10 protein-coding genes are annotated in these 13618 nt (G+C 32.2%); all 10 read right to left on the minus strand.

What is annotated here, in order from left to right:
- Positions 1-187 precede the first annotated feature (187 nt).
- Complete coding sequence (locus EBB51_RS11655; RefSeq protein WP_123054605.1) at positions 188-1084, minus strand: OB-fold nucleic acid binding domain-containing protein; 897 nt, start codon at positions 1082-1084, stop codon at positions 188-190.
- Between the two features lie 18 nt (positions 1085-1102).
- Positions 1103-2530 carry a penicillin-binding protein 2 gene (locus tag EBB51_RS11660; RefSeq protein WP_123054606.1) on the minus strand — a complete coding sequence of 476 codons (1428 nt, stop codon included), beginning with the start codon at positions 2528-2530 and terminating at the stop codon, positions 1103-1105.
- Positions 2531-2532: 2 nt separating this feature from the next.
- Positions 2533-3735, minus strand: a complete 1203-nt coding sequence (locus tag EBB51_RS11665; protein WP_123054607.1) for an FtsW/RodA/SpoVE family cell cycle protein — start codon at positions 3733-3735, stop codon at positions 2533-2535.
- Between the two features lie 21 nt (positions 3736-3756).
- A complete protein-coding gene (locus tag EBB51_RS11670; protein WP_123054608.1) occupies positions 3757-4194 on the minus strand; it encodes an FHA domain-containing protein in 438 nt (145 codons plus the stop codon).
- A gap of 88 nt (positions 4195-4282) precedes the next feature.
- On the minus strand, positions 4283-7105 hold the full coding sequence (gene uvrA / locus EBB51_RS11675; RefSeq protein WP_123054609.1) for an excinuclease ABC subunit UvrA: 2823 nt from the start codon (positions 7103-7105) through the stop codon (positions 4283-4285).
- A gap of 89 nt (positions 7106-7194) precedes the next feature.
- On the minus strand, positions 7195-9183 hold the full coding sequence (gene uvrB, locus EBB51_RS11680) for an excinuclease ABC subunit UvrB (RefSeq protein WP_123054610.1): 1989 nt from the start codon (positions 9181-9183) through the stop codon (positions 7195-7197).
- A 2-nt stretch (positions 9184-9185) separates the two neighbouring features.
- On the minus strand, positions 9186-10493 hold the full coding sequence (locus EBB51_RS11685) for a PDZ domain-containing protein (protein WP_123054611.1): 1308 nt from the start codon (positions 10491-10493) through the stop codon (positions 9186-9188).
- Between the two features lie 122 nt (positions 10494-10615).
- Positions 10616-11785: a S41 family peptidase gene (locus EBB51_RS11690; protein WP_123054612.1), complete on the minus strand. Its 1170-nt coding sequence runs from the start codon at positions 11783-11785 to the stop codon at positions 10616-10618.
- 207 nt (positions 11786-11992) lie between these two features.
- Positions 11993-12883 carry a permease-like cell division protein FtsX gene (gene ftsX, locus EBB51_RS11695; RefSeq protein ID WP_123054613.1) on the minus strand — a complete coding sequence of 297 codons (891 nt, stop codon included), beginning with the start codon at positions 12881-12883 and terminating at the stop codon, positions 11993-11995.
- Entirely contained in the window at positions 12873-13559 is a 687-nt protein-coding gene (ftsE, locus tag EBB51_RS11700; protein ID WP_123054614.1) for a cell division ATP-binding protein FtsE, read from the minus strand. Before ftsE ends, ftsX begins: the two co-directional genes overlap by 11 nt.
- Positions 13560-13618: the final 59 nt, after the last annotated feature.

Consider the following 13618-nt stretch of genomic DNA (forward strand, 5'->3'; position numbering starts at 1 on the left):
AAAAAGTTACAATTCCAGTAAAAATTCTATTTTTACTGGAACTTAAATGCTAAATCTCTATAAATTTTTTAAAGGTTTTCCGTAGTGTAACGGAGGAAAAGCAACAATCATTGTCCTCTGTCCTATGTCCTCTGGTTTTTCTGTCCTCTGTCCTATGTCCTCTGTCCTCTGATTTTGTCTTCTGTTTTTATATTTTGTTCTCTATTGCATTTACAATTTGGCTGTCTACCGTATCTGCTATATTTAGCAGTATGTCCTCGACTCCTTTAGGCTCAAACTTTCCAAACTCTCCATGATGAGATAAAATAGAATAACATATATCGTCTAATTCTTCTTCATCAAGCACATTTCCAACTTCATTATTTACTTCAATTAAATAAGCAGCTCCCATCACTATATGGTCAAGCTTAATGGACTTCCTTCGTATTATTCCATCGTAATCATATTCCTTTGTCTTCATGACATCATGTATAATGGCTTTTAACATGAGTCTATCTTTATTTATAACATCTTTTGCACTCATATAAAATGGGTTATCAATGTAATTATTCAAAATACTTTCCATTGTCTTCATTACTCCAACAGTGTGTAAAAAAAGTCCTCCGCGTTTATTGCCGTGAAACTTTTCAGCAGCAACACAAGTTAAAAAGGCTTTCCACCTTTTATCGCTGTATCCGGATGCGCCAGTAGCTGCTACAGCAATCTTTTTATATTTATCCTCAAGTTTATTAACCGTATTTATAAAATACGTGATGAGTTCCTTTGGTATATCGTAAAAAGGTACAAAGTTGGAATAATCAATATCCTCAGTTACAACTTGAATAACAGGATTTTTTATTTGCATATTTCCATTAAAGCTGCCAGCATATCCTTTTACTTTCACAATTGATCCTTCTTCTGCTGAATCCATAAGCTTTTGATAATTATCCCAAATTGGAAATGCTATAGAACCTGTATTATCTTGAATTATCATAATAATATATAGATTTCCATCCCTTTTGTGACCTATTCTTTTATCGCTTACCATTCCTAAAACTTCAATACCATCACCATTAGACAAGTTGTTTATGTCTTCTATCTTCATAAACTCTAAGTCTCCTTTCTACTTGTTGATTACCATTCTCATCAGTTCAGAAGCTATTCCTGCAGCTGCCTTACCTCCCTGACCTCCATTTTCAACTATTACTGCTACTGCAACTTGTGGATCTTCATATGGTCCAAACCCTATAAACCATGAATGAGGTGGTGCATCATGACCATCTTCTTGATGATCTGCAGTTCCAGTTTTGCCGCAAACCTCTACCCCATCAACAGCAGCATTTGTACCAGTACCTTCTTGGACAACTGACTTCATAAAGCCTTTCATAGTATTTGCTATACTAGGACTTATTATTTGTCCTATACTCTCTGGCTGTACATCTTTTACAAGATTACCTTTGCTTGTAGTTACCTGACTAACCAAATAAGGTTTAGCCATTACTCCATTATTTGCAACAGTACTTGCAACTAAAGCCATTTGAAGCGGACTTGCAAGATCACCACTTTGACCTATTCCAGTTTGAGCAATACTTCCCTTTTCATATGATTTTAATGTAGGGAATCTACTAGTTTCCACTGCAATACCATCTGTAGGTATAGTTTTATTAAAGTAAAATTCTTCAGCAGTCTTTTTTAACTTGTCATTTCCCAATTCTAAAGCTAAAGTTCCAAAGACTACATTACTTGATTTAACATACGCTTGTTCAAAAGATATATCTCCAAATGATTCCCCTGCAAAATCATGAAGTGAATATTGATTACTTATATATAACTCTCCATTATCCGTAAATGTTCTATTTTGAACTCCGCCCATATTTTCAAGGGCACTTATTGCAGTTATAGTTTTAAATGTAGAACCCGGCGGATACAATCCAGCTGTAGCTCTATTTAATAATGGTCTATCTTTATCTGAATTTATAGAACTCCATATATCTTGTAAATTATTAGGATTAAATGATGGTTTTGAAACCATAGCTATAACAGCCCCAGTTTTTGGATTCAGCACAACTACTGCACCTTTGTTGTCACCTAAGAGTTCATAAGCCTTGCTCTGTACATCATAATCCAAAGTAGTTTTTAAATTGTTACCTACTTTATCCTGCCTTTTCCCTTTATTTGCTATCAAGCTCTTTACATTATCCTTTATATCAGTAGACATTAGTTCACTATCATACTTTTTTTCAAGACCAGTAATACCATACTTTATATCTACATATCCTAACACATGCGCAAACATTTCCCCTCCAGTATAATATCTTTTTTGGTTTTCTTTATCTATTCTTTCACTTTCTGTAAGGGGTTTTCCATTTCTGTCATAAATTATACCTCTAAGTACTTCATTTCTCTTAGCCCATAACCTTCTATTAGCTGGGTTGTCTACTATCTTTGGACCTACTACCATTTCAAAATATGTTATATAAGATATTAGAGCTATAAAACATAACAAAAAAACAAAAAGTACTTTTTTTATATTACTTGATATATCCTTCATAACTACCTACCTTCTTCTGATATCTTTTGGATTATTCCAAGCGAGAAAAATGTTATGAGCATCGAACTTCCACCGTAACTTACTAGAGGCAGTGTTATACCTGTAAGTGGAATTGCATTCATAACTCCCCCTATAATGACAAGTACTTGACATGCTATCATAGAACTATAGCCAATTACTAAAAGTCTTGAAAATACATCTTTACCATATACAGCAGCTCTCATGCATCTATAAAATAGTAAAAAGTATAAAATTATTATGGCAAATCCCATTAATATCCCCAGTTCTTCACACAATGCTGCATATATAAAGTCAGTCGTATTAACTGGTACATACTCTGGATGTCCAAGTCCTAATCCCGATCCAGTAAATCCACCTGATGCTATTGAAAGCATAGACTGAACTATCTGATAGCCCTTTTCATTTGCATACGGCCATGGATTTTTCCATATCATGACTCTTGTCCTAACATGATCAAAAATATGATAACTTATAACTGATCCCACACAAAATAATCCAAAACACGCAGCAACATATTTAAATCTTGAAGTAGCTATATACAGCATAGTTATAGAAATTCCAAAAAGTATTAGAGCAGAACCTAAATCCCTTTGAAGTATCATAAATCCTAAACATATCATAACTACAATTCCAGGTTCTATGAGATTTTTAAAAGATTTATAATCCTTTAATGAAGATGCAAGATATGCAACTAAAAATAGCTTACCAAACTCAGATGGCTGAAAAGAATACCCTGCTATTACAATCCAGTTTTTAGATCCATTTATTTCTTTACCCATTAAGCTTCCAAGGGACATAAATATTAAAGTAACTACAAGATAAAAATACCTATACTTTCCGAATCTCTTCAAGTCCGGCAGCAAAACCACAATTAATATAAAACCAGTTACTCCTACTGCAAACCATATAATTTGTCTTATCGAATACGTAATGTTTAGTCTGTAAATCATAACTATACCTATAACTGACAATATACTCGAAAAAATAAATATATATTTATCTCCACTTGAAAAGAATTTCCTTATTATAAAATATGAATAACCGATGAGTATACATGTAACCCCACCCATGACAAGGGCTCCCTTATCAAGAGGCTGTTTTAAAATAGCTAGATTAGAAAAACAAACAATGCACAAAAGATAAGTATATTTCAAAAGTTTTTTTTCATCCTTACTAGTGTCCAATTTATCACCACCTATCAAATCTTATCCTATAACTTTAAATGAAGTATTTCCTACTCTGATTTCATCTCCAACTTTAATGTAAGTTTTTCCGTTTACCTTTGTTCCATTTAATAGTGTACCATTGGTACTATGCAAATCTTCTAATATATAAGTATTATTCCTCGCATAAACCCTAGCATGATAACCAGATGCATAAGGATCATCTAATATAAGTAAGTTATTGCTCTTTCTTCCTATACTTACTTCTCCTCTTATCGGAATAACAGCGCCTTTTCTCAAATTGTTGTTATTCCCTGCATTTACTATTTCAAGTCCAAAAGATCTTCTATTGAGTCTTCTAGACTTCTTGCCGCCATTTTTTATATCTTTATACATTATAATAATAGCTGTTAAAATTATAATATATACAATAGCAATTATTACAATTTTAAATATCATACTTAAATTACTCAAATCCACTAAAATCACCTTCTTATACTTTGTTTTCTATATAGCAACAAATAAAAGACTAGCACTAATATAGTATATTTAGCTAGCCTTATATAGATTATAACATCTTTTTTAAATATTGTCCTGTATAAGAATAGCGATTTTCAACTATTTGCTCGGGGGTTCCAGTGCATATAACAGTTCCTCCTTTTTCTCCTCCTTCAGGGCCCAGATCAATTATATAATCTGAACACTTTATTACATCTAAATTGTGTTCAATAACAACTGCAGTATTCCCAGCATCAACAATTTTTTGAAGTATGAGTATCAACTTATTTACATCATCTACATGTAATCCTGTAGTAGGCTCATCTAAAATATATAAAGTTTTTCCAGTACTTCTTCTAGACAGCTCATAGGCAAGCTTTATCCTTTGAGCTTCGCCGCCGGACAACTGCGTAGATGGCTGTCCTAGTTTTATGTATCCTAGTCCTACATCCATGAGTGTTTGAAGTTTGTTCTTTATTCTAGGGATATTTTCAAAAAACTTCAATGCCTCTTCTACTGTCATATTTAAAATATCACTAATATTTTTATTCTTATATTTTACTTCAAGGGTTTCTCTATTGTATCTCTTTCCCTTACAAACTTCACAAGGCACATATACATCAGATAAAAACTGCATTTCAATTTTGATGATTCCATCGCCTTTACATGCCTCACATCTTCCACCTTTTACATTGAAGCTAAATCTTCCTGGTTTGTATCCCCGCATCTTAGACTCTGACGTACTAGCAAAAACTTCTCTTATTATATCAAATACACCTGTATAAGTTGCAGGATTTGATCTTGGAGTTCTGCCTATTGGACTTTGATCTATATTTATAATCTTATCAATATTTTGAGTTCCTATAATATCCTTACATATTCCAGGATTACTTTTTGAACCATTGATTTTCTTATTCAATCCCTTATAGAGTATCTCATTTACAAGTGTGCTCTTTCCAGACCCTGACACTCCAGTAACACAAACAAATAAACCAAGGGGAAACTCTACATCTATATTCTTTAAGTTATTTTGCCCTGCGCCTTTTACAACTATGCTCTTTCCATTTCCACTTCTTCTTACTTTAGGTACATATATTTTCTTTTTACCGCTTAAATATTGACCTGTTATAGACATTTCATTTTTAATTATATCTTGAAGAGTACCTTTTGCTACTACTTCTCCGCCGTGCTCTCCTGCTCCAGGACCTATATCAACAATAAAATCTGCTTTCCTTATTGTATCTTCATCATGTTCAACAACTATAAGAGTATTACCAAGGTCTTTTAAATGTTCCAGTGCATCTATCAATTTATCATTGTCCCTTTGATGAAGTCCTATACTTGGTTCATCAAGTATATATAATACCCCAACTAACCCAGAACCTATCTGCGTTGCAAGTCTTATTCTCTGTGACTCGCCGCCAGATAAAGTCCCTGCTGTTCTTGCCAGTGTCAAATAATCAAGTCCAACATTTATTAAAAAGTTCAGCCTATTTTCTATTTCTTTAAGTATTTGATCACTTATAATCTTGTCTTTTTCGGATAACTCAAGATTTTTCAAAAAGTTAAGTTCATCTTTTATTGGCATTTTGCAAAATTCAAATATATTTTTTCCACCTACAGTTATTGCCAAAGCTTCTGGTTTTAATCTTGCACCATTACATTTAGGACATGGATTATCACTCATATAATTTTCAATTTCCCTTTTTATATAATCTGAATTAGTTTCCATGTATCTTCTCTTGAGATTATTTATTATGCCGTCAAATGAATGGTTAAATTCCATAACCTTTCCTTCTTTTGAATATGTAACTCTAATCTTATCACCATTGAGTCCGTAAAATAATATATCTAATATACTCCTGTCAAGCTTTTTTATAGGCGCTGTTAATTTAAATTTATACTTTTTTGCAAGAGCCTTAAGTACACTAAAAGTCCATGAATCTTCCTTTAAGCTCCCGCTTCCAAGAGGCATAAATGCTCCTTCAACTATGCTTTTGCTCTTATCTGGAACTACCAGATCTTCATCTATTTCCATAAGAGTACCTAATCCATCACAAGTATCACATTTTCCATAAGGAGCATTAAACGAAAATAACCTCGGTGCAATTTCATCTATGCTTATACCGCAGTCAGGGCATGCAAACTTTTCACTAAAAAGTATGTCTTCTCCACCTATGACATTTATAATTACAATACCCTCAGATAGTTTTAAACTTGCTTCAATAGAATCAGATAATCTGCTCCTTATGTCACCTTTAACTATCAACCTGTCTATTACCACTTCTATTGTATGCCTTATATTTTTTTCTAATTTCACTTCATCTTCTTCTAAGTCAAATATTTTGCCATCTATTCTTGCTCTTATATATCCATTTTTTATTATACGCTCAATAACCTTAACATGTTGTCCCTTTTTTCCCTTTATAATTGGAGATAATACTTGTATCTTAGTTCTTTCCGGCATCTCCATAATTTTATCGACCATTTGATCTACAGTTTGTTGTTTTATCTCTTTACCGCATTTAGGACAGTGTGGAATACCAACTTTAGCATATAAAAGTCTTAAATAATCATATATTTCAGTAACAGTCCCAACTGTAGAACGCGGATTTCTACTGGTTGTCTTTTGATCTATTGATATAGCTGGAGACAAACCTTCTATGTATTCTACATCCGGCTTATTCATTTGGCCTAAAAATTGCCTTGCATAAGCTGATAGTGACTCAACATATCTTCTCTGTCCTTCAGCATATAGAGTATCAAAGGCAAGAGATGATTTTCCAGAACCTGAAAGCCCAGTAAACACAATTAACTCATTCCTTGGTATTTCAAGGTCTATATTCTTTAAGTTGTTAACTTTAGCACCCTTTATTACTATTTTATCCCTCATATTCGTTAACACACCTCATCATAAATATTAAATTTATTAGTTTTCTTCTTATATTATATAGGAACGTCTGTTCCTTGTAAAAGATTTTTTTATTCAGCTTTCTTTTGTTTTTTGAGTTTAAATATAATATTCCTGAGTTCAGCAGCCCTTTCAAACTGAAGCTCCTTTGCACACTGTTTCATTTCTTTTTCATATTTTTTAATGAGTGAATCTATATTTTCATTGTTTGCCTTTATTGCATCTTCCAATGTCTCATATTCTTCTTTTTCTTCCACAACCTTAGTTGCCTCAATTATATCCCTAATTTCTTTAGTTATTGTTGTAGGCGTAATACCATTCTTCTTATTATATTCCATTTGAATCTTTCTTCTTCTATTAGTCTCAGTTATTGCCTTATTCATAGACTTAGTAATAACATCGCCGTACATTATAACTTTACTATTTGCATTTCTTGCAGCCCTTCCTATTGTCTGTATAAGTGACCTCTCAGATCTTAAAAATCCCTCTTTATCTGCATCAAGTATTGCAACAAGGGCAACTTCAGGAATATCAAGTCCTTCTCTTAATAAGTTTATACCTATTAATACATCAACTTCTCCTCTTCTAAGTTCGTTTATAATTTTCATTCTCTCTATTGTGTCTATATCTGAATGCAAATATGCTGCTTTTACATCAAGTCCTTTAAGATATTGGGTTAAGTCTTCTGCCATCTTTTTAGTTAAGGTAGTAACCAAAGTTCTATATCCTTTTTTAGTTGTTTCCTTTATATTTGCATACAAATCATCTACTTGACCTTTTATAGGTTTTACTATAATTTCAGGATCTAACAATCCAGTAGGTCTTATTATTTGCTCTGCTATATTTGTTGAATTTTTAAGCTCATATTCAGCAGGAGTTGCACTAACAAAAACAACCTGATTTAACTTCTTTTCAAATTCACTGAACTTTAAAGGTCTGTTATCAAATGCCGATGGAAGTCTAAAACCATAATCAACAAGTGACTGCTTCCTTGACTTATCACCTGCATACATAGCTTTTACTTGAGGCATAGTTACATGACTTTCGTCTATAAATAGAAGGTAATCATCTGGGAAATAATCAATAAGCGTTTGAGGAGGGCTTCCCTTTGCTCTTCCATCTAATATTCTAGAGTAATTTTCTATTCCACTGCAGTAGCCAACTTCCCTCATCATCTCTATATCAAAGTTAGTTCTCTGCTTCAGCCTCTGTGCCTCCAAAAGTTTATCATCGGATATCAATGTCTTTAATCTTTCCTCAAGTTCTTCTTCTATACGTTCTATAGCTGCTTCAAGTTTATCCCTTGACGTAACAAAGTGAGAAGCTGGGAATATATGTACATGACTGCGCTTTCCTGTAATCTTACCAGTTAGTACGTCAAATTCTCTTATTTTATCTATTTCATCTCCAAAGAATTCTATCCTAACAGCTTTATTAGTAGAAGATGCAGGAAAAATATCTAGAACATCACCTTTTACTCTAAAAGTACCTCTTATAAAATTTATCTCGTTTCTCTCATATTGAATTTCAACTAACTTTTTTATTATCTCATCTCTGTCTTTTACCATACCTTCTCTAAGTGAAATTGTAAGTTTACTGTATTCTTCAGGATTACCAAGTCCATATATACAAGATACTGAAGCTACAACGATGACATCTCTTCTTTCAAATAGAGCACATGTAGCTGAATGTCTTAACTTATCTATTTCATCATTTATAGAAGCATCCTTTTCTATATACGTATCAGTTTGAGGAACATATGCCTCAGGTTGATAATAATCATAGTAAGACACAAAATATTCTACACAATTTTCAGGAAAAAATTCTCTAAATTCAGAACACAACTGAGCTGCTAAAGTTTTATTATGTGCAAGTACCAAGGTTGGTTTTTTTACTCTTTCTATGATATTTGCCATTGTAAATGTTTTTCCCGAACCTGTAACTCCTAAAAGTGTTTGAAATTTATCCTTTTTATTAACTATTCCGTCTGCTATACTATCTATAGCCTGTGGTTGATCACCCTTTGGTTTAAATTTAGAGTGTATTTTAAAATCACCCATAGTTATTTATCATCATCCCCATCTTTTTTATTTTTAATCTTTTCTAATATGCTGTCAAACTTAGACTCTCCTACTTTAACTATAGTGCTGTCCTTTGGAACAGTCCTAGGTACAAACACTATACCAAGTCTTTTCCCGGAATTCATTCTATTATAAGTTAAATCTTCAATTTTTCCTGTTACCCTTTTAACTTTAAGCCATATGAAACTCGATGTTTCTCTTATATCCTCCAGTGCTTTCTTTTCATCTTCTATTCTCTTATTGTTTATCTCAATTAATAAGTCACCGCTTTTTATACCCATTTCATTTGCAGGAGAGTTAGGTGCTACTTCAAGTACCATTATTCCATCTTCTCCACTTATATACTTTGGTTTGCCGCTTGCTTCCAAGTACCTTTGAAACATGATCATTGCTTCATGGGCAATAGGCGCAAATACTAAAACTAAAACTTTAAAGTATGAATTTAAGACTGCTAACTGTGCAAGTCCAAATAGCATTAAACTATATAATATAGTAAGTCCGCCTGATATTGCAGACTTTTGCTTCTTGTCTCTAGTAAAGGTTATACTATTATAACCCATAACACCATAAAACGGCATTAATGAAATTACTGCACTTTTTAAAACGTCAGTGGGAATTGATCCTTTTAAGATCGGCCACCAGCCCGGCATAGGCATCTGCGATGTTGAACTCAAAGTATTTGGATCTACATTATGTAACATAAAAAATATTGCTATTGGAACAACCCAATATCTCTGGAGGGCAAATCCACCTATTATTTTACCATCTCTACTTGTAAATACTGGTATATAGCCTGTCTTTCCATCTATGGATATTAAAATTCCTTCTACAAAATGAAGTACAGCAACCATACTCATTAAAGCTGGTATATCTATGTTCAAAAAGTTTACAGCTGGATTTTTAGTTACATATGCTATGTATGCAAAAATCATACTTAAAATTCCAAGGAAAGATGCTGAATATGAAAAACATATAAACCTAGGATTAAAAAACATAAAAACTATAGATATCAAAAATATTAAATCAACAGATGAATTTTGATCAAATATTATTCCAAAATAAGACATTATGGCACTAGCCAAAGCTCCAGCAAATATGCCTATGACAATTTGTGATATAGTAAGTTCTAATGGAGAATTTATTGGTGTTCCAATTATCATCTTTTGCATAATAGTAGTTTTTTTGTTTTTTTCATAAAGAAATAATCCAAGTATTACTAAGATGATAACATAGTATGGTTCTGTGAGTGCAAAAGCTACTGCCTTTAATGTATATATCAAAATTTTCATTAAAATTATTTCCCCTCTCCTTAAAGTCAAAATTAATCTACAATAAAATGTAAGCCTTACTTCTTATGGATATTAAAATGAAGTTAGACAGAAAAATATCTGTCTAACAAAAATAGTCAATGTTATTTAATTTTACTTTTAGCTATTTCTAGTGCCTTGTTAAATTGAGGATCCTCACTTCTATTGTATTGTTTTTTCATAAGCTCCTCTGGATATTTTACATTTACATCTGGTTTTATTCCAGTATGATTTATATTTACTCCATTAGGAGTATAGTATTTTGAAATTGTAACTTTTAATGCAGTTCCTTCACCAGTATTTAATACAGTTTGAACTACTCCTTTTCCAAAAGTCTTTTCTCCAACTAAAGTAGCAAGTTTATAATCCTTCATAGCTCCAGAGAATATTTCAGATGCACTTGCAGTTCCTTCATTTGTAAGTATTGTAACAGGCATTCCTACTGCAGTTCCTCCAGCTGACTTATATTTCTTACTGCTTTTATATTTGTCTACAGTTGAAACTATTACCTTATCTTTAGGTACAAAATTTGAAACCATATCTACACATTCATTTAATAATCCTCCAGGATTTCCTCTTAAGTCAATTATTAATGATTTCATTCCCTTATCCTGAAGCTTTTTCAAATTACTCTTAAAACTGTCAGCTGTATGTTCATCAAACATGGAAACTTGTATGTATCCAACTTTGTCATCTATCATTTCACCCTTTACTGTAACCATACTTATCTTAGATCTCTTTAACTTTACATCAAAAGTTCCTTTGCCCTGCCTATATAAAGTTAAAGTAACTTCTGTATTTTCTGGTCCCTTCATACTAGTAGCTGCTTTATCTAAATCTTTTCCGCTTACAGCCTTACCATTTACCTTTTGAATCTCATCTTTAGGTAAAATTCCAGCCTTCTTAGCTGGTGAATTGTCAAGAATATCTGCTGCTATAACTTTATCTCCACTTGCCTGAACTACAATTCCTACTCCACTATAGTTTCCTTCAGTTTGCGTATTAAATTCATCATATTCTTTTTTGTTCATAAATACAGTATAAGGATCATTTAATGCTGATGTCATTCCTTTGATTGCTCCTTCAACTAAATCAGAATCATTAATTGGTCCGTCATAATATTTATAAAGTGCACTTCTAACTTCAAATAATTTTTGAAACTTATCAATTCCATAATTACTTTTTATGTAAGCTCCGGTTCCAAACATAGTCACAATATTTGTAACAATTATTATAACTACAGTCGATAGTATCCACTTTTTTTTAGTACTCATTTTTACACCTCTTCGCTTTTAACCTTCTACTGTATATTATTTATTTAAATCTTAAATAATTATAACATTAAAAAAAATATTTTTGTAAATCATAGTTTAAATTCACAAAATAATGTGCTACCCCAGGGGTGTAAATATTGGAAAAAGTGGAACGTAACTAGTTACGTTCCACCTTTTCCAATATTTACACCCCTGGGGTAATAATTTTTACACTGCAAGGAACTTTCTCATTGATACAATACTTCCAATTGACCCAATAATAGCACCTACAACAACGAATAACAATAGCATAACAGTTATTACACAAGCTGGGCTTATCAAGTTCATTATTATAAGTCCAGAAGCAACCTTAGTGTAAATTAATCTATACAGATAAAAAAGTACTACATCTGAAACTATTCCACCTGCTATTCCTATAATTATACCCTCTATTATAAAAGGCCATCTTATAAACCAATCTGTAGCTCCTATGTATTTCATTATACCTATTTCTCTTCTTCTTGAATAAACTGTAAGTCTTATAGTATTTCCTATTAAGAATAGTGAAATACCAGCTAAAATTATAAATACGATACTTCCTATCCATTTTACAGTCTTGATTATTGATATAAGTTTATCAACTATCTCTCTTCCATCTTTAATGCTCTCTATTCCACCCATTCCATCTATTCTTTTTACTACTTCTGAAACTGCTTCAGGCGTTTTAACCTTAACTATATAAGAATTAGGCATAGGATTGTCCTTATCTAACCCTTCAACCAGCCCTTTATTTTGTTTTCCAAGCTGATCTTTGAATTTCTGCATTGCCTCGGCTTTACTTTCATACTTTACCTCAACTACTCCATTTACTGACTTTATCTTATCCTCTAAATCTTTCTGCTGAGTCATAGTTATATTATCCTTTAGAAATATCTTTACCTCAACCTTAGATTCAACTTGTAATATTCCCTGCTTTACATTTAATACTGCAAGCAAAAATATTCCAAGCATAAGGAGAGTTGCTGCAACTGTTGCTGCAGATGCAATACTTATAGTTTTATTTCTCTTCAAACTTTTTAATGCTTCAGATACAAAAAATTTAAATGTACTAATCCTCATATCCGTAAACACCTCCTTGTTCGTCTCTTATAATAACTCCTTTTTCCAATGCTATTACCCTTTTTCTCATCATATCGACAATTTCTTTGGCATGTGTAGCCATAACAACTGTTGTTCCTGCCTTATTTATATCATTCATCGTTTCGACTATTCCCATAGCTGTTTCAGGATCTAAATTACCAGTAGGCTCATCTGCAATTAATATAGAAGGATTATTTACAATAGCCCTAGCAAGTGAAACCCTCTGCTGTTCTCCTCCAGATAGCTCATTTGGAAAAGCTTTATATTTATTTGCTAGACCAACAAGTGATAAAACTACTGGAACCTTTTTTCTTATTTCCTTTACAGGAGCTTGTACTACTCTCATTGCAAAAGCTACATTTTCATAAACATTTAATGTAGAAATTAATCTAAAATCTTGAAAAACAACTCCTAGTTTTCTTCTGTAATATGGTACTTCTTTTCTATTTAAATTTGTTATATCCATATTATTAACTATCAATTGTCCGCTAGTTGGTTGAATCTCCTTTAAAAGTACTTTAACAAAACTAGATTTACCAGCTCCACTTGGTCCAACTAAAAATACAAATTCGCCCTGCTTTATTTCCAAATTCAAATTAGACAATGCAAATATGTTGTTATTGTAAATCTTACTTACATTCTTAAATTGTATCATCCAAACCTCTCCTTATATAATATAAAAACAGACTGTTTTTTTTAACAGTCTTATAGATA

Origin of the sequence: Clostridium sp. JN-1, assembly GCF_003718715.1 — a bacterium.
GTDB lineage: Bacteria > Bacillota > Clostridia > Clostridiales > Clostridiaceae > Clostridium_AV.

What these genes read in the sequence shown, in the direction of transcription:
- EBB51_RS11655 (WP_123054605.1), bottom strand. Translation starts at nt 1,084, where the DNA reads ATGAAGATAGAAGACATAAACAACTTGTCTAATGGTGATGGTATTGAA.
- EBB51_RS11660 (WP_123054606.1), bottom strand. Translation starts at nt 2,530, where the DNA reads ATGAAGGATATATCAAGTAATATAAAAAAAGTACTTTTTGTTTTTTTG.
- uvrA (WP_123054609.1), bottom strand. Translation starts at nt 7,105, where the DNA reads ATGAGGGATAAAATAGTAATAAAGGGTGCTAAAGTTAACAACTTAAAG.
- uvrB (WP_123054610.1), bottom strand. Translation starts at nt 9,183, where the DNA reads ATGGGTGATTTTAAAATACACTCTAAATTTAAACCAAAGGGTGATCAA.
- EBB51_RS11685 (WP_123054611.1), bottom strand. Translation starts at nt 10,493, where the DNA reads ATGAAAATTTTGATATATACATTAAAGGCAGTAGCTTTTGCACTCACA.
- EBB51_RS11690 (WP_123054612.1), bottom strand. Translation starts at nt 11,785, where the DNA reads ATGAGTACTAAAAAAAAGTGGATACTATCGACTGTAGTTATAATAATT.
- ftsX (WP_123054613.1), bottom strand. Translation starts at nt 12,883, where the DNA reads ATGAGGATTAGTACATTTAAATTTTTTGTATCTGAAGCATTAAAAAGT.
- ftsE (WP_123054614.1), bottom strand. Translation starts at nt 13,559, where the DNA reads ATGATACAATTTAAGAATGTAAGTAAGATTTACAATAACAACATATTT.